The organism is Halorubrum sp. Boch-26 (genome assembly GCF_029889805.1).
Classification (GTDB): domain Archaea; phylum Halobacteriota; class Halobacteria; order Halobacteriales; family Haloferacaceae; genus Halorubrum.
Genome location: NZ_JARANT010000065.1, coordinates 1 through 15,526 on the forward strand (window position 1 = coordinate 1; position 15,526 = coordinate 15,526).

Annotated in this window: 17 protein-coding genes and 1 pseudogene; 7 read left to right on the forward strand and 11 right to left on the reverse strand. The window is 69.6% G+C overall.

Annotated features, from left to right (window positions below; all coding sequences use genetic code 11):
- Positions 1–78: 78 nt before the first annotated feature.
- From OQF71_RS10090 to OQF71_RS10105, 4 genes are all read right to left on the reverse strand, one after another.
- Positions 79–987, reverse strand: a complete 909-nt coding sequence (locus OQF71_RS10090; protein ID WP_280587460.1) for a DUF106 domain-containing protein — start codon at positions 985–987, stop codon at positions 79–81.
- A 145-nt stretch (positions 988–1,132) separates the two neighbouring features.
- On the reverse strand, positions 1,133–1,756 hold the full coding sequence (locus OQF71_RS10095; protein WP_280587461.1) for an adenylate kinase: 624 nt from the start codon (positions 1,754–1,756) through the stop codon (positions 1,133–1,135).
- 86 nt (positions 1,757–1,842) lie between these two features.
- Entirely contained in the window at positions 1,843–2,457 is a 615-nt protein-coding gene (locus tag OQF71_RS10100) for a GNAT family N-acetyltransferase (RefSeq protein ID WP_280587462.1), read from the reverse strand.
- Positions 2,454–2,822 (reverse strand): universal stress protein, encoded by a 369-nt coding sequence (locus OQF71_RS10105; RefSeq protein ID WP_280587463.1) that lies wholly within the window; start codon positions 2,820–2,822, stop codon positions 2,454–2,456. The genes OQF71_RS10100 and OQF71_RS10105 overlap by 4 nt, the downstream gene beginning before the upstream one ends.
- 119 nt (positions 2,823–2,941) lie before the next feature.
- Between OQF71_RS10105 and OQF71_RS10110 the strand changes: the two genes are divergently transcribed.
- Together OQF71_RS10110 and OQF71_RS10115 are read left to right on the forward strand one after the other, a co-directional pair.
- Positions 2,942–3,685: a DUF5806 family protein gene (locus OQF71_RS10110; protein WP_280587464.1), complete on the forward strand. Its 744-nt coding sequence runs from the start codon at positions 2,942–2,944 to the stop codon at positions 3,683–3,685.
- The gene (locus OQF71_RS10115) at positions 3,652–3,942 is read left to right on the forward strand and encodes a PAS domain S-box protein (protein WP_280587465.1); all 291 of its coding nucleotides are present in this window, start codon (positions 3,652–3,654) and stop codon (positions 3,940–3,942) included. Before OQF71_RS10110 ends, OQF71_RS10115 begins: the two co-directional genes overlap by 34 nt.
- 2 nt (positions 3,943–3,944) lie before the next feature.
- On the opposite strand, the gene OQF71_RS10120 is transcribed toward OQF71_RS10115, so the two are convergent.
- Positions 3,945–4,766 (reverse strand): hypothetical protein, encoded by an 822-nt coding sequence (locus OQF71_RS10120; protein WP_280587466.1) that lies wholly within the window; start codon positions 4,764–4,766, stop codon positions 3,945–3,947.
- A 112-nt stretch (positions 4,767–4,878) separates the two neighbouring features.
- Positions 4,879–5,436, reverse strand: a complete 558-nt coding sequence (locus OQF71_RS10125) for a YfcE family phosphodiesterase (RefSeq protein WP_280587467.1) — start codon at positions 5,434–5,436, stop codon at positions 4,879–4,881.
- 118 nt (positions 5,437–5,554) lie between these two features.
- Here OQF71_RS10125 and OQF71_RS10130 point away from each other — a divergent pair.
- Both OQF71_RS10130 and OQF71_RS10135 read left to right on the forward strand, forming a co-directional pair.
- Positions 5,555–5,767, forward strand: a pseudogene (locus OQF71_RS10130) (hypothetical protein); the annotation flags it as partial.
- A gap of 178 nt (positions 5,768–5,945) precedes the next feature.
- Entirely contained in the window at positions 5,946–7,142 is a 1,197-nt protein-coding gene (locus OQF71_RS10135; protein ID WP_280587469.1) for a multicopper oxidase domain-containing protein, read from the forward strand.
- A 27-nt stretch (positions 7,143–7,169) separates the two neighbouring features.
- Here the strand turns inward: OQF71_RS10135 and OQF71_RS10140 are convergent, their stop codons facing one another.
- From OQF71_RS10140 to OQF71_RS10150, 3 genes are all read right to left on the reverse strand, one after another.
- On the reverse strand, positions 7,170–7,937 hold the full coding sequence (locus OQF71_RS10140) for an SIMPL domain-containing protein (protein ID WP_280587470.1): 768 nt from the start codon (positions 7,935–7,937) through the stop codon (positions 7,170–7,172).
- Between the two features lie 91 nt (positions 7,938–8,028).
- A complete protein-coding gene (locus tag OQF71_RS10145; RefSeq protein ID WP_280587471.1) occupies positions 8,029–10,269 on the reverse strand; it encodes a formate/nitrite transporter family protein in 2,241 nt (746 codons plus the stop codon).
- A gap of 244 nt (positions 10,270–10,513) precedes the next feature.
- Positions 10,514–11,788, reverse strand: coding sequence for a TIGR00341 family protein (locus OQF71_RS10150; protein WP_280587481.1), 1,275 nt, complete (start codon positions 11,786–11,788; stop codon positions 10,514–10,516).
- 138 nt (positions 11,789–11,926) lie between these two features.
- Here OQF71_RS10150 and OQF71_RS10155 point away from each other — a divergent pair, with 138 nt between their 5' ends.
- On the forward strand, positions 11,927–12,178 hold the full coding sequence (locus OQF71_RS10155; protein WP_280587472.1) for a hypothetical protein: 252 nt from the start codon (positions 11,927–11,929) through the stop codon (positions 12,176–12,178).
- Between the two features lie 144 nt (positions 12,179–12,322).
- Entirely contained in the window at positions 12,323–13,204 is an 882-nt protein-coding gene (locus tag OQF71_RS10160) for a homoserine kinase (RefSeq protein WP_280587473.1), read from the forward strand.
- Between the two features lie 114 nt (positions 13,205–13,318).
- Here OQF71_RS10160 and pdxS read toward each other — a convergent pair whose 3' ends face one another.
- On the reverse strand, positions 13,319–14,227 hold the full coding sequence (pdxS, locus tag OQF71_RS10165) for a pyridoxal 5'-phosphate synthase lyase subunit PdxS (RefSeq protein ID WP_280587475.1): 909 nt from the start codon (positions 14,225–14,227) through the stop codon (positions 13,319–13,321).
- A 255-nt stretch (positions 14,228–14,482) separates the two neighbouring features.
- Here pdxS and OQF71_RS10170 point away from each other — a divergent pair, with 255 nt between their 5' ends.
- Positions 14,483–15,193 carry a molybdenum cofactor guanylyltransferase gene (locus OQF71_RS10170; protein WP_280587477.1) on the forward strand — a complete coding sequence of 237 codons (711 nt, stop codon included), beginning with the start codon at positions 14,483–14,485 and terminating at the stop codon, positions 15,191–15,193.
- Positions 15,194–15,248: 55 nt separating this feature from the next.
- Here OQF71_RS10170 and OQF71_RS10175 read toward each other — a convergent pair.
- Positions 15,249–15,526, reverse strand: a 278-nt coding sequence (locus OQF71_RS10175) for a J domain-containing protein (protein ID WP_280587479.1), incomplete at its 5' end; no start/stop codon positions are given.

Here is a 15,526-nt window from a genome sequence, read left to right on the forward strand (position 1 = left end):
CCTCGACCGTTACCTGCTAACGAGTCGGCGCCGGCGGAATCCGCGGCCGCCGGCGCGAGTGGCGTGTTGAACGCGGAATTACGACGTCGACGGCGACATCTGGATGTTGAGGCTCTTCTGGACGAGCTGGGTGAACGCCATCGAGCACAGGAAGTACCAGAGGATCCACATCTGGATCGGACCGACGATCCCCGTGTCCCACGTGACGGTGCCGGCGAGCGGCACCACGAGCTCTTGGGCCGCGATTTCCGGGTACGCGGAGGTGGAGCCGCGGTAGCCGATGACCCAGAACATCCACAGGAACGCGGGAATGGTGAGGAACATGATCCACACCATCGGGCGGAACTGCTCTTTAAACATTCCGAGCTGGTCGCCCATCGCGTCCATCTGCTCCTCCTGGATGGCGTCTAACGCCTCGTCGTCGTCGCGGTCCTTCGCGTCTTTACGACGCTCTTGGATGTCCTGCATCCGTTCCTGGTACTGGCTCATCTTCTCCATGTCCATCAGTCCCGCGCGCAGGAGCGTGGAGTACATCCCGGTCCCGAGCGCGATCACCATGATGACGACGTAGAAGGGGACGACGTTCAGCAGGGGTCCGAGAACGACGTCGATCGCTCCCGCGATCGTGTCGCGGACGGGACCGACGGCGTACCCGACGAAGGCGCCGAGGGTCGCGACGCCGGCGAGCTTGTCCCACTTCGACCACGACGTCGTCTCCGGGGTCTCGACGTCGCCGTCGGCGCTCCCGTCGTCCTCGCTCATGCCCGCCTCGATCTCGTCGGGGTCGGCCAGCGCGAAGCCGGTCTCTCCGTCGACGAGGATCTCCTTCTCGATGAGGCGCCCCCACTGGCCGCTGGTGATCTCGTCGCGGACGTCGACCCACCGGACCTCGCCGTCGGTGGCGCGGTCGAGGACGACCTCCAAGGCGTCCCGCATCTCGCCGTCCTCGCTGACGAGCGAGCGGACTCTCCGTTCGACCTTGCTCATTATCGGCCGGTTAGCGGCCGACGGTTAAGAACCTTGTAGGATCGGCGCGCGCGGCCGCCGAGGGAGCGCGCCGCCACGCGGGTCGATTCCGCGACGGCTTGTCGCCCAGCGGGTCGGTTCCGCGGCTTCGCGCCGCGATCGTCCGTTACGCCTCGACGACGTCACGGATCCGCTCGAAGACCTCGTCCGGGGTCGCCTCGCCGTCGACCTCGACGAGGACGCCCTCGTCGCGGAAGTGGTCGATCACGGGCTCGGTGTTGTCGTAGAAGACTTGGAGCCGATCGCGCGCGGTCTCCTCGGTGTCGTCGTCGCGCTGGATCAGTTCGCCGCCGCACTCGTCGCAGACGCCCGCCTCTTCGGGCGGCTGGAAGTCGACGTGGTAGTTCGCGCCGCAGTCGTCGCACACCCGCCGACCGGTGAGTCGGTCGACGAGCACCTCTTCGTCGACGTCGAGGTAGATCACGGCGTCGAGGTCGGTGATCTCCGAGAGGTACTCGGCCTGGTCGAGGTTGCGCGGATAGCCGTCGAGCACGAAGCCGTCGGCGTCGTCGAGCGCGGCCTGCACGATCTCGTTGACGACCGGGTCGGGGACGAGATCGCCCGCCTCCATGAACGAGCGCGGCGTCCCGTACTCCGTCTCCATGTCCTTGTTCGCGCGGAGCGCGTCGCCGGTCGTGACGTGCTCGACGCCGTACTCGTCGGCGAGCTTCGTGCTCTGTGTCCCCTTTCCGGCGCCGGGCGCCCCCAACAGAAGGATTCGATGGCTCATACCGGAGCGCTCGCCCGCCGCACGTAAAGGCTTGAAGATCCCGGCGAGTGAGGGGTTCAGTTCGATCGACTGGCGCGGAGACGGCGCTACGTCTCGTCTTCGCCGCTTTCGTCGCCTTGGCCGCTTTCGTCGCCTCGGCCGCTCTCGTTGTCCTCACCGTCTCCGTCGCCCTCGTTCAGCCGGAGCCCCATCTCCAGCTCGAAGCTCTCGGCGTCGGAGGTCTCGAAGCCGATCTTCTTGTACAGCGAGACGGCCGCGCGGTTCCACCGCTCGACGGTGAGCCACACCTTCTCGACCCCCTCGGCCTGTCCGTGGCCGAGCAGGCCGCGGATGAGGTGGGTGCCGATCCCGGCGCGCTGATACTCCTGGTGGACGAAGATCGCCAGTTCGTAGGCGTCGCCGTCGGGTACCAGCGTCGCGTGGCCCGCGACCTCGTCGCCGCACCACGCGATCACGTTGTGGCAGTCGCCGGCGAGGATCGCGTCTAACCACTCGCGGATGCGCTCCTCCCCGCCGGGAGGGATCCCCTGCGCGCGGTCGGCCGGGTCGAAGGCGTCGTACATCGCGACGAGCGACTCGTAGGCCGTCTCGTTGCCGTCGTACGGCCGGATCTCGACGGTCCGATCCTCCCGGTCGGTGAACTCGGTGGGAGGGGCGGGGAAGTCGCCGGCGGCCGCGTCCGGGTAGCGTCGGTCGCTCATCTGACCAGCGTGACCGACGTCTTGGCGTTCAACAGGACGAACTCGGCGATCGGCCCGATCGTGATCTTCCCCATCGGGCTCGTGTGCCCGCCGCCGAGGACGATCTCCTCGAACGCCTCCCGTTCGGCGATCTCTATCAGTCGGCTTCCGGGGTCGCCCTCGACGCGCCTGACGTCGGCGTCGATCCCCGCGTCGTCGATCGCGTCTCGGGCACGCTGCATCACGTCCTCCGGAGCGACCGACGAGTCCTCGTTTTCGACCACCGCGACCGTCAGGTCGTCGTCCGCGACCGCCGCCCGATCGACGGTTCGGTCGAGAGCGCGTAACGAGTCGTCGCTGCCGCCGATCCCGCAGAGCACCTTCATACGGTCCATGTCCGTACGGCGGTACAAAAGTGGATCTCCGCGGGCGGGCCGGCATCGAGCGGCCGACCTCGCCGCTCCCAGCGACAACCCTTTTGCTCGGGCGTCAGGTTGGTACCGATATGAACGACCAGCCCGGTCCCGCGTCGGACGAGACCGACGCGGGGTCGGACCCCGACCGCGAGCCGCCGACCGACGACGAGGGGGCTCCGGGGTCTCCCGACGAGCCGTCAGCTCCGAGCGACGGCGTCTCGGACAGCGACGACGACGGAACCGGCGACAACAACGTAACCGGCGACGACGTCAACACGGCCGACGCGACCGGCGCCGCCGATGTCCCGCCGGAGGTCCGCAAGTACGAGCGGTTCAAGAAGATGGACGGCGCGCGCTACGAGCGCGTCAACGAGTTCCTCCGCGATCGGACGTACATCACGGCCCGCGAGTGGGCGATCGCGCGCCTCTGTGCCGACTTCCGCACCGAGACGGGCGTCGAGATGACGAAGATCGGCGAGAACCTCCCGGAGCTCGTTCCCTTCATGACCGACACGTACACGCCGCAGGCGGTCAACCAGGCGCGCTACTCCTTCGAGGAGAAGGTGACGAAGGCGGGCGCGACGTTTCTCTACGGAGCGATGTCCGGCTTCTTTACCGCGGAGGACTTAGACGAGATGATGTACGAGGTGACGGAGGTCGCGAAGTTCCTCCTGGAGGTCGAGGGGGTCGACCTCGCCGTCGCCGACGAGTTAGAGGCCGAAGACAAGATCAGCGAAGTGATGCGCGAGGTGCGCACGTCGTCGGCCGACCTCCGCGGCGAGGAGGTCCGGTGCCCCGAGTGCGGGCACGTTCACGAGCCGACAGAGGAGTAGCGATAGAGCGATTCCCGGAGGCGTTAGAGGGCATCCCGGACGCGGTCGTAGTCGTCGATAGCGACGTGGTCGTCCGGGCCGGCAACGGACGTGTCGAGGCGACCCTCGGGTACGCGCCGGCGGAGGTGGAGGGGACGCCGTTCGAGACGCTGCTGTACGACCCCGACGACGGCGCGGCGGGCGGGGGCGCACGCTTCGAGTTCCGCGGCGTCGCCACGACGGACGACGCCGACCTCGCCGCCGCCGTCGACGACTGACCTCAGATCTCCTCGAAGGAGGGGAGGTGCCACGCGGAGACGCCGCCCTCGTCGACCACCACGTCGACGTTGGGGCCGCGGTCGGCGCTCGGCAGTCCGACTTCGATCCGGCCCTGCCCGGTGACGCCGTCGTCCTCCATGGTCGCGGTGACGCGGTAGCCGCCGCGGACGTCGGTGATCTCCAGCAGCTCGACCGCGCGCTCCGGATCGAGCGCCACCGTCGTCGAGAGGACGGGGTCGCCGGGGCCGTCGGAACCCGCGCCGATGTCCGGGTCGCTCGACCCGTCGGCGTCGCCCGCGGCGCTCCGCCGGACGACCGTCACCGCGAACTCGCGCGGCTCGTCGGTGACGTTGCACAGCCGGACGCCCAGCGGGGGCGACGCCGTCTCGTCCGACGGGCGGCCGGACGCGCCGCCCCCGACCCGCCGCCGCGTCACCGGCATCCGGAGCGTGCGGTCGGGCGCGACCAAGTACGGCACCGGGCGGCCGTACAGCTCGCCGACTGACTTGGCGCCGTCGTCCTCGTAGTGGGCCGTGCCGGCGTGCTGGGCGGTCGCGACGCACTCGCCGCCGGAGCCGTGGTCGAACGTCGCGACCGCCTCGACGGTCACCTCGGTCGCGCCCTCCCTCGCGCGGTCGTTGTGCGCGCGGACCTCCTCGTACTCGGCGACGTACGCGGCGACCGCCGCGGGCGTCGGCTCCGCTGGCCGCTCCGGGAGGTCGCGCTCGGCGACGGACGGGCTCCCGAGCGTGACGGGGCCGACGCAGCCGGCGAGCGCGCTCGCCGCGCCGCCCGCCCCGACGAGGAACGCGCGTCTGTCCATACACCTTCTTCGTCTGACAACTCAAAAGGCCCCCGATGACACAAACGCGCGTTTGTGCGTCGCTCGCGGCACCGCGGTCAGGCCCACGGGACCACCGCGCCGCGGTCGGATCTCACGGGTCGAGCGCGCGGTGCGTCACCGCGTCGGCGCCGGACGCCCCGTCGGCGTCCGTCCCGACGTCGAGGATCGCGACGCGGAACTCGTCGTCCGCGCCGTCGATCGGGATCGGCAGGCCGCCGGGGTTCACCCGGACCGTGCCGTCACGCTCCTCGACGCCGTGCGCGTGCGTGTGGCCGTGGAACACGTAGTCGTAGTCGCCGCAGTCGACGAGGGCGTCGACGACGACGCCGCTCGTCCCGTGGGTGACCGCGACGTCGACGGCGGTCCCCTTCCGTCCGAACGAGAGCGTTCCGGCCTCGCCGAGATAGGTACCGAACGCCTCGACGGTCGACTGGACCGCCCACTCCCCGTCGTTGTTGCCGCGGACGGCGTGGAAGTCGAAGCCGGCGTCGGGGTCGTCGCCGCCGACATCGAAGGGGGTCACCGAGAAGGGCGCGACGAAGTCGCCGCAGTGGACGACGGCGTCGACGCCCTCGCGGTCGAACAGCGCTACGGCCGCCTCGACGGCGGCGAGGTCGTCGTGGGTGTCGGAGACGATACCGACGCGCATGATGACGGCGTGACGGCGGCGGCGAATAAATCTCCCGAAGATTCGGACTCGACGGAACTCCCCGGGATCAAGTAACGGACCAACAGTTCTTGGTGGGCTCACTCCGGACCGGGAGGCAATGGTGGAGCACACCCGGACGCACGACTTCAAAATCGCCTACGCGATCGGATCGGAGACGATGATCGCGGCGGGGATCTTCTCGCTGTCGGGCACGGCGGTCGCCGAGATCGGGAGCAGCGCCGTGATCGCCTTCGTCCTTTCGGCGGCCGTCGCCGGCCTGACCGCGGCGTCGTACGCCGAGTTCGCGTCGATCTACTCCGATAACGGCGGCGTCCCCATCATCGGGCCCTCGCCGTCCCGACCCGCGGCTCGCGCGTCTCGACGGCGACGACCGCGATTGATCTCTTTCCTGACGTTCGTAGATATATAAACGAATTGGTCGCAGACCGCGTTCTCACGCCGTATGGATCCGGGTCCTCCTTATCTCACTCCACCGTTCATGTTCGGCCATGACGAGAGACGGTGACGACGCCGGTCGACGCACAGCCTCCAGACGCGGGTTCATCTCGGCTGCGGCGGCACTCGGGACGGTCGGGCTCGCGGGCTGTGGCGCGCCGCGCGCAGGGAGCGCCGAGGCCGCGGAGAACGCCGCCGGCGCCGAGACGGCGGCCGAACAGGTCGAGGAGTGGTCCGGGAGCGACGCCACGGGCGTGGAGACGGACTACCCGTACACGACCCCGAGATCGACGATCGACCTCGACGAGAGGGACGGCGCGATCACGGTGTCCACGACGCCGTGTCGCCACCAGCTCCTCGGTGACGAGACGCAGGGCGGTCCCTGGGAGCTGCCCGAGGTCTGGGCGTGGCAGACGCCGGACACGGACCCCAGCGTTCCCGGTCCGCTGCTCCGGGTGACCGAGGGGACCGAGCTGGAGATCACCTACGACAACACCGAGCACAACCGGCCGCACACGTTCCACGTCCACGGGCTCTCGAAGAGCTGGATGGACGACGGCGTCCCGACGACGACCGGCCAGCAGGTCGCCCCGGGGGAGGAGCACACCTACGAGATCACCGCGAACCAGCCGGGGACGCACCTGTACCACTGTCACTACCAGACGCAGAATCACCTCGACATGGGGATGTACGGCATCCTCCGCGTCGACCCCGAGGGGTACGAGGCCCCAGACAAAGAGGCGTTCATGACGATCAAAGACTGGGACACCCGGCTGTCGGCGTCGATGGCGGGCGGAGACGTCGACTTCAGCCACCGCGATCGCAACCCCGACGCGTTCACCGTGAACGGTCGCAGTGCCCCGTATACCTTCCACCCCGAGCAGGGGTCGCCGCTGATCGTCGAAGAGGGCGATTCGGTCCGGATTCACTACGTCAACGCCGGCTACGAGTCGCACGCGATGCACACTCACAACCACGGGTTTACGCTCGTCGAGAAGGACGGCGGCGTCATCCCCGAGGCCGCCCGGCACCGCGAGGACGTGATCCCCATCGCGCCCGCCGAGCGGAAGACCATCGAGTTCACCGCCGGCGCCGACCCCGGCGTGTACGCGCTCCACTGCCACAAGGTGAACCACGCGATGAACGGCGACACCTACCCCGGCGGGATGATCGGCGGGCTGGTGTACGAGAGCGTCACGGACACCGAGCAGTTCGCGTCCGTGATGGATCTGGCCGGCTACGAGGCCTGAGGAGAGAGTCGGTCCGGTCGCCGATTTTCACGCCTGTTCGGCGCCGTAGACGACGTTGACGCTGACTCGGACGGTCACGTCACCGGTCTCGATCCCGGTCGCGGCGCCGCCGCCGTCGTCGCCTCCGGCCATCGCGCTCTCGGCGACCCGGTACGGCGTCACTCCGGCGTCCGCGGTGGAGACGCGGTACGCGCCGGTGACCTCGAGCCCGCTGGCGTTCGCGAGCACGGCCGCGTCGTCGTCGGCGTTCGCCATCGCGTTCTCGATCGCCGCCGCGCGCACCTCGCGCTCGCCCGCCTCGCTGAGTCCGAACTCGATCCGCTCGACCTCGTTCGCGCCCGCGTCGACCGCGACGTCGATGGCCTCGCCGACCGCGTCAACGTCGTCGATCGTCAGCGCGTAGCTGTGGACGCCCTGATACGTCGTCTGATCCGGGTTCTCCCGCGTTTCGTAGGACTCGCGGACGTCGTAGCGGTCGGTCCGGATGTCGTCCTCGGTGAGCCCCCAGTCGATCAGCGCCGCCCGGAGCGACTCGTCGCCGGCGGAGAGCTCGTCGCGAACTGCGGCCGAGTCGTCGCCGGTCGCGGTCACCGCCACGCGGATCGTCGCACGGTCCGGCTCGGCACTGGACTCGCCGTCCGCGGTCACTTCGATACTCCTGTCGAGCGCCGGTTCCTCGCCGGGGGCCGCGTTCGCGCCGGCCCCTGCGTCGCCGGTCGAGCCGGCGAGCCCCGCACAGCCCGCCAGCGCGACGAGCAGCACGAGCCCGGCCGCGGTCGCCAGTTTTCGGTCCATGTCCGGTCCGTCGCTCGGAGTCCACAATAAGGCGCCGGTGGGACAAACGATCGTTTGCGCTATCGCCCTCGTCGCCCCGCGGCACGGTCGATCACGCGGCGTCGTCCGGTTCGTCTTTCGCGTCGTCAGGTTCGTCTTTCGCGTCGCCCGGCTCCTCTTCCCCGTCGTTCGTCTGCTCTCCCCCGTCGTTCGTCCCTTCGTCGTCGACCTCGCCCTCGTCCGGATCGTCGTGGTCGGTGACGACCGATCGCTCCGGCTGGAGATCCGCTCCGTCGTCGCGGTCGTCCGAATCGTCGTCCGGATCGTCGTGGTCGGCGATCACCGCTGACTCAGTCGGCTCGTCGTTGGGGTCCTCCTCGGTGAGCCCGTCTCCGTCAGCGTCCCTCTCGTCGTCCGAGCCGCTGACTGCGAGGGGTGCGGGCCCGGAGTCGTCGGGGCCGGAGAGCTCGGCCCCCCGCGACGCGTCGGGGTCGCGTTCGACGCCTCCGTCCGGCGGTCCGGAGACCCGCCGTCCCGAGCCGAACAGCCGATCGCGGATCGAGCGGCTGCTGGGGCGCTCGGCGAGCAGCACCGAGCAGTCCACGTCGTGGATCACGTCCAGATGCAGCGAGTTCGAGACGAGCCGAGAGAGGAGCCCCTTCTCCGTGGCGCCGATGATGACGAGCGTGCTGTCCGCGGCCTCGCGGGCGATCGCACTCTCGACGTCGCCGCCGTCGTCGATGACCCGCTCCGCGTCGGTGAGGCCGTGTTCAGTCGCCCAACCGGCGAGGAACCCCTCGCCCGCGTCGCGCTCCTCGGGGCCGTCGACGACGTGGAGCAGCGTCACCTCGGTGCCGGCGGTCCGCGAGAGCACGCTCGCGACCTCCGCGCCGAGCGTCGAGTCCGGTCCCCCGGAGGTGGGGAGAAGGACCTTCGAAGTGTCCAGATCCTTTTCGCTCAGGATGAGGAAATCGCATGGAAGCCGGTTCGTGAGCTCGTCGATCGGCCGCTCCGCGCGGGCGGCGTTCCACAGTTGGTCTTCGCCCCAGCCCATCAGCACGGCCTCCGGGCGGGTCCGACGGGCCATGTTGAACACCTCCTCGAACGAGCGGTGCGAGACGACCGTCGACGTCGAGACGTCCACGTCGTACGCCTCGGCTGTCTCGCGGAGCCCCGCCATGCCTTCCTCGGAGACGTCGGCGATCCGGCCCGCGCCGGCCGACAGCGACATTCGCTCCGGCGCCTGCACGACGTGGACGATGTGGACGAGTCCGTCCTCGTGGTCGCTGGCGAGCCGGCTCGCGAGCTCGACGATCTGGTCGTCGGTCCGCGGGTTCGAGATCGGGACCATGATCCGGTACCCCTCGTTGGCGAACAGCGTCGCCTCCGTGGCGTCTAAGATCGGGACGTACGAGCGTCCCGCGGCCCGACCGAGCACCCATTCGGGTACCGTCAGCCGCCGTGTCATCCCTTCGAAACGCGCCTCTTCGAGCCGCTCCTCGCTGGTCTGGAAGTAGTTCACGAGCGTGACGAGCACCACGCCGCCGATCGTGTTCCCGAGCAGCACCGGGAGGACGAAGCCGCCGAGCCCGCCGACGAGGGTGACCCCGCCGGCGTACAGCCCGAGGTGCTGTGCGAACAGCAGGTACAGCACCTCTGTGAAGGAGACGACGACGTGGTAGAGATCCCCGAGCGGGATCGCGAGGAACGCGAGGTAGACGACGAGCAGGCGGGTGACGGAGTTCGTGGAGGCGAAGCCGACCCAGACGACGCCGGCGACGATGAGCCCGGCCATCGCGGCCTTGAAAAAGAGGGGCCAGAATCCCACGTCGAGCCCCCCGCTCGAGATGTAGATCGCGGAGTCGACGGTGTCGCCCGTGAAGACGCCGCCGTACGAGAGCACGACGGCCCCGAACGCGCCGCCGGTGAAGTTACCCGCGAGCACGATGGTCCAGTGGCGCAGCAGCGTCGGCAGGCTGGCGAGCCGTTCGAGGGTCAGCGCCACCGGCGGGAGCGTGTTCTCGGTGTACAGCTGGTAGCCGCCGATGATTATGTAGACGAACCCGAGCGGGTACAGCAGGACGCTCAGGATGGGGTGGCCGTCGGTCGCCGCCGTCAGCGAGGCGTACAGCATGAAGGTAATCGTGATCGCCAGCCCCGCCGCGACCCCGCTGAAGAACAGCTCGCGCCCGCCGGAGGTCACCTCCTCGTCCGCGGCGGCGACGATCCGCTGGAACACCTCGTCGGAGGAGAAGCGGTCTCGGACGGCCTCACCGACCGCCGGCGCACCGCTGCGGGAGCGCTCGACGACCTCACGCATCGAATCGTCCTCGGGCCGTTTCGGGTCGGTCACTGCCGGATCACTGACGGCGCGATTGAAAAGTGATTCCACTTTCCCCGTCCGGGAGAACAGATCGATTCCGCCGTGTCGTTCCTAACAGATCGATTCCGCCGTATCGTTCCTGCAACATATCGTGCGGCCACGATGGCGGAGCAGACTGCCCCGTTCGTCACGGCGAGTGCCAGCGGGCGCCTCTCGGGCTCGGTCGACCACTCAAACGCTCGGTCGACCACTCAAAGGTCCGGCCGTCCGCACCTCACGCCCGGTCGATCGTCACGAGACGCACCTCGACGCGCACGTCGGTGCCGATCGTCGCCTCGATCCGGCGGTCGAGCGCGTCGGCCACGCCGTCAATGCCGCCGCCGGGCGGCGCGCCGACGGTGATCACCACGCGATCGGTGTCGAGCGGGGGAAGCGTTCCGCTGCGCTCGATTTCCAGCTCCATCAGTTCGAGTCCGGGATCGAGTGCGGCGAGTTCGTCTCCGGCGGCAGTCCGGATGTCAGCCTCGGTGGTCGAGGCGACGTACGACTCGTAGGTAACGCCGCCGAGGAACACCGAGAGCAGGGCGATGGCGGCGACGAGAACGGCGACACGCTTCACGAACGCCGCGCGCGCGTCGTCCTCGCGGAACCACCGCTGTGGGCGATACCCCTCGTACCAGAGCATCACCAGCGCGGAGAGGTTGATCGAGAGGACGTTCACCGCGACGATCACGCCCGCACCGATCACGAGCCGTGGGATCCGGAAGGCGACACCGATCCCGACGGCGGCGGCCGGCGGAATGAGCGCCACCGCGATCATCACGCCGACCAGCGTCGCGGAGACGCCGGTCATCAGCGAGACGATCCCGGCGATTCCCGCGCCGATCGCCACGACGAGCACGAGGACGTTCGGCGCGAGCCGCTCGGAGACCTCGGCGAGTTCGAGCGGGTCGATCCCGGGCGGCACTAGGGCGAAGGTCCGCAGCGCGAGCGCGAACAGCGTCGCGGCCGCGACCGCGACGACGACGCCGAGGACCTGCATCCGCACGCCGCGTCTGAACATCTCCTCGTCGTCGACGACGGTACCGATCGCGGCCGACATCGCGGGACCGATCAGGGGGGCGATAACCATCGATCCCACGACGGTCGCCGGCGAGTCGAGCAGGAGGCCGGCGGTCGCGATCACGGCGGAAATGATCGTCATCAGCACGTACGTCCGGAGTCCCGAGGCGAGGTCGTCGGCCTTCGCCTGCAGCTCCTCCCGGGAGATCCGGTCGCTCCCGTGCTCGGAGTCCTCGGCGTACTCCGCTTCTAGCGCCTCGAACCGACGGGAGATGACCGTCTCCGCGGCGACGATGACGGTGTAGGTGCTCTCGTCGATCCCCGCCTCGCGGAGGCGTTCGAGGACGGGCTCGACCGCGGCGGTCGGGAGCGGGAACGTCGCGACCGCGGTGTACTCGCGCCCGCTCGTCTCGTCGGTGACGACGTAGTCCACCCCCTCTTCGTCGAGCGCTCGGACCACCGCCGCGCGCTTCCCCGCCGGGATCATGACCTGAACGAGTCGCACGATATCCCGTTTCTCCGCCGGCTCTTATAAGGGATGGTGGGATCGGCGAATCGGTGGCCCCGGTCGGTCTCGCGAGAAACGGAACTTTAATGCGCGAATCCCTCGCACCTTCGGACAAGAATGCTCTCGCCGCTGGCTATCGACACGTTCCTGCTCGACTACCATCTCGGGCACGTCATACTGCTCGGGTTCATCGTCTCGCTGCTCGGAGCCGTGCCGCTGAAGTCCCAGCGAGTGATCGCCTCCGTCTTCGGCGGCTTCGGGCTGATCTTCCTCGTCGCGCCGTACACGACGATGCCGAAGACGTACATCCTGATCGGGATCCCACTGATCCTCATCGGCACGCTGCTGTGGACGATGGCCGACAGCTGACCGGCGCGCGACCCTTCTTCGCTCTTTCCGCTCTCTTCGCTTTTGCCCCGCAAGCGGCGCCCCCGGCCTCGTACCGCTGTCCCCTCCCCCGTCCGTCGCCGTTCGATCCCGCTCCTTTTTGCACCCCGGGCGACACTCCCCGTCATGGTTACCGTACGGGCACCCGCTACGAGCGCGAACCTCGGCAGCGGGTTCGACGTGTTCGGGGCGGCCCTCACGCGGCCGGCGGACGTCGTCACCGTCGAGAAGGCGGCGGAGACGACGATCGAGGTCACGGGGGTCGGCGCGCAGTACATCCCGGAGGACCCCGAGAAGAACACGGTCGGCGCGGTCGTCGAGGCCCTCGACGCGCCCGCGCGCATCCACATCGACAAGGGGGTCCGGCCGGCCTCCGGGCTCGGCTCCTCGGCCGCCAGCGCCGCGGGCGCCGCGGTCGCGCTCAACCGGCTGTACGACCGGGGACGCTCCCGATCCGAGCTGGTCCCCATCGCCGCCGAGGGCGAGGCGGTCGTCTCGGGGGTCGCCCACTCGGACAACGTCGCCCCCTCGATCCTCGGCGGGTTCACGGTGACGACGAGCGAGGCCACCCACGCGGTCGACGCCGCGGTCCCGCTCGTCGTCTGTCTCCCGGACGTCGCGGTCTCCACGCGCGACGCGCGCCGGGTCGTCCCCGAGACGGCCTCGATGGACGACCTCGTCGCGACGGTCGGCAACGCGGCCACGCTCGCGGTCGGAATGTGCCGCTCCGACCCCGACCTCGTCGGCGCCGGCATGTCGGACCCGGTCGTCACCCCTGAGCGCGCCCGCCTGATCACGGGGTACGACGACGTGCGCGCCGCCGCGTTCGACGCCGGCGCCGCGGGCGTCACCGTCAGCGGCGCCGGCCCAGCCATCATCGCCGTCTGTCGTGAGGGCAGCCGACGGAGAGTGGCCGCGGCGATGCTCGACGCCTTCTCCGAGGCCGGCGTCGACGCCCGCGCCTACCAGACGGAGATCGGGAAGGGGTCGACGATACTGGAGGAGTAGGGTCGCGACGTGGCGAGCGATCGGTGGAGTGCGCGACGAGTTTTTTATAAAAGCGGTGGCGCGCGCCTCCGTACTTTCATTTATAAAAAGCGCTGTCTCGCCCGAAACGCCTACTTAAACGCCGCGACCCTGTAGCTTCTCCTCTTCTGGCATGTCCTCGTTGGACTGCCCTTTCATCCCCTTGCCGGTGCCGCTCGCGATGCGGGCGAGCTCGTCGGGGTCGTCCCAGTTGTTGACGGCTTCGACGATCGCCGTGCCCATCGATTCGGGGTCCTCCGCGCCGAAGATACCGGAGCCGACGAAGATACCGTCGCAGCCGTGGTACATCATCAGCGCCGCGTCCGCGGGCGTCGCGATCCCGCCCGCGGCGAAGTTGACGACCGGGAGTCGCCCGGCCTCGGCGGTCTCGTGGACCAGGTCGCGGGGGGCGCCGTGCTCGCGGGCCCACTTCTCGCGCTCCTCGTAGTTGAGGCCGGTGAGCGTCCGGATCTGGTTTTTGATGGTGCGCTGGTGTTGGACGGCCTGATTCACGTCGCCGGTGCCGGCCTCGCCCTTCGTCCGGATCATCGCCGCGCCCTCGCGGATGCGCCGGAGCGCCTCGGGGAGGTTCCGGGCGCCGCAGACGAACGGCGAGGCGAAGTCGCGCTTGTCGGTGTGGTACTCGTCGTCGGCGGGCGTGAGCACCTCCGACTCGTCGATCATGTCGACGCCGAGCGCCTCCAGGATCTCGGACTCCTTCCGGTGGCCGATGCGCGACTTCCCCATCACCGGGATCGAGACCTCGTCGATGACCTCGGGGACCCGCTCGGGGTCGGGCATCCGGGCGACGCCGCCGCGCTTGCGGATGTCCGCCGGGACGTGTTCTAACACCATCACGGCGACTGCGCCGGCGTCCTCCGCGATACGCGCCTGTTCGCGGTTGACGACGTCCATGATCACGCCGCCCTTCTGCATCCGCGCGAAGCCGCGCTTGACCAGTTCGGTCCCACGTTTCAGCTCCTCCAAATCCGTGGCCTCTGCCATGTCATATCCATGGGTCGCCGGCCACTTAACGGGTCGCTTTCGGCCGGAAACGGTCGCGTCCGGGGGGCGCTGACGGGCCCTCACAAACGCGCGTCTGCCGCCGCCGCGACCGCGCTAAAACCGCGCCGCAACTGTCTCGGAACCGCGCCGTAACTGTCTCAGAACCGCGCCGGGACCGCGCTGGGACCGCACCGCGTTCGGAGCCGCTGCGACGCCACCGCAACCCCGAAGTCCCCGCCCGTCGCAGGTGCGGACGTGACTACCGGAGCCATCGTCGCCGGGGGGCGCTCGACCCGCTTCGGCGACCGCGACAAGTCGGTCGCCGAACTCGCCGGCGTTCCGATGATCCGCCGGGTGGCGAATCGACTGGCCGGGACGGACGATCCGGTTCCGCCGGGCGCGCCCCGCGCCGCGGGCGGCGACCCCGTCGTCGACGACCTCGTCATAAACTGCCGGCCGGACCAGCGCGAGGCGATCGCGGCCGCCGTGGAGGGGGTTGCGCTCCCGGTGACGTGGGCGCTCGACGACGAGCCCGACCTCGGGCCGACGGCCGGGATCCGCAACGCCTGCCGCGCCGCGCCCTCGGCGTACGTCGCCGTCGTCGCCTGCGACATGCCGTTTGTCGACCCGGAATTCCTCGCGTCCCTCCGGGGGGACGCGGCGGGACACGAGGCGGCCGTCCCGCGGCTCGACGACCGCTGGCTCCAGACGACGCAGGCCGTCTATCAGGCCGACGCGATGGCCGCGGCCTGCGACCGCGCGCTCGCCCGGGGCGATCGGAAGATCCTCGCGCCGCTGGAGGAGTTAGACCGGGCCGTCGTCGGTGACGAGACCATCCGCGCCCGGACGACGGAACGAACGTTCACGAACGTCAACACCTCGGAGGAGCTCGACGAGGCGGCGGCCGCGATCGCGGAGGCGCTCGGGACCGGTAACGTCGGCTCCGACGCCGACGACAAAGCGTAACGTCGGCTCAGACGCCGGCGGCTGCGAGGAACGCCATTATCGACGCCGACGCCGCTCAGCCCTTCAGGAGCTCGTACGCCTCGTTCAGCTTCTTGAACGCCTCCTCGTCGCCGTCCTCGCCGTCGGGGTGGAGCCGCTTCGCCCGCTCGCGATAGGTCTCGCGGATCGACTCTTGGTCCGCGGTCCGGTCGAGGCCGAGCGTCTCGTACGCGTCGCGCTCGGTCATCCCGCCGGTCGGCGGCGCGCGGTCCCGCGGATCGCCCCGGCCGCCCCCGCCGAAACCGCCCGCGCTCCGGGTGCCCTCGGCCGCCGCGCGGACGAGCCCCGCGTCGG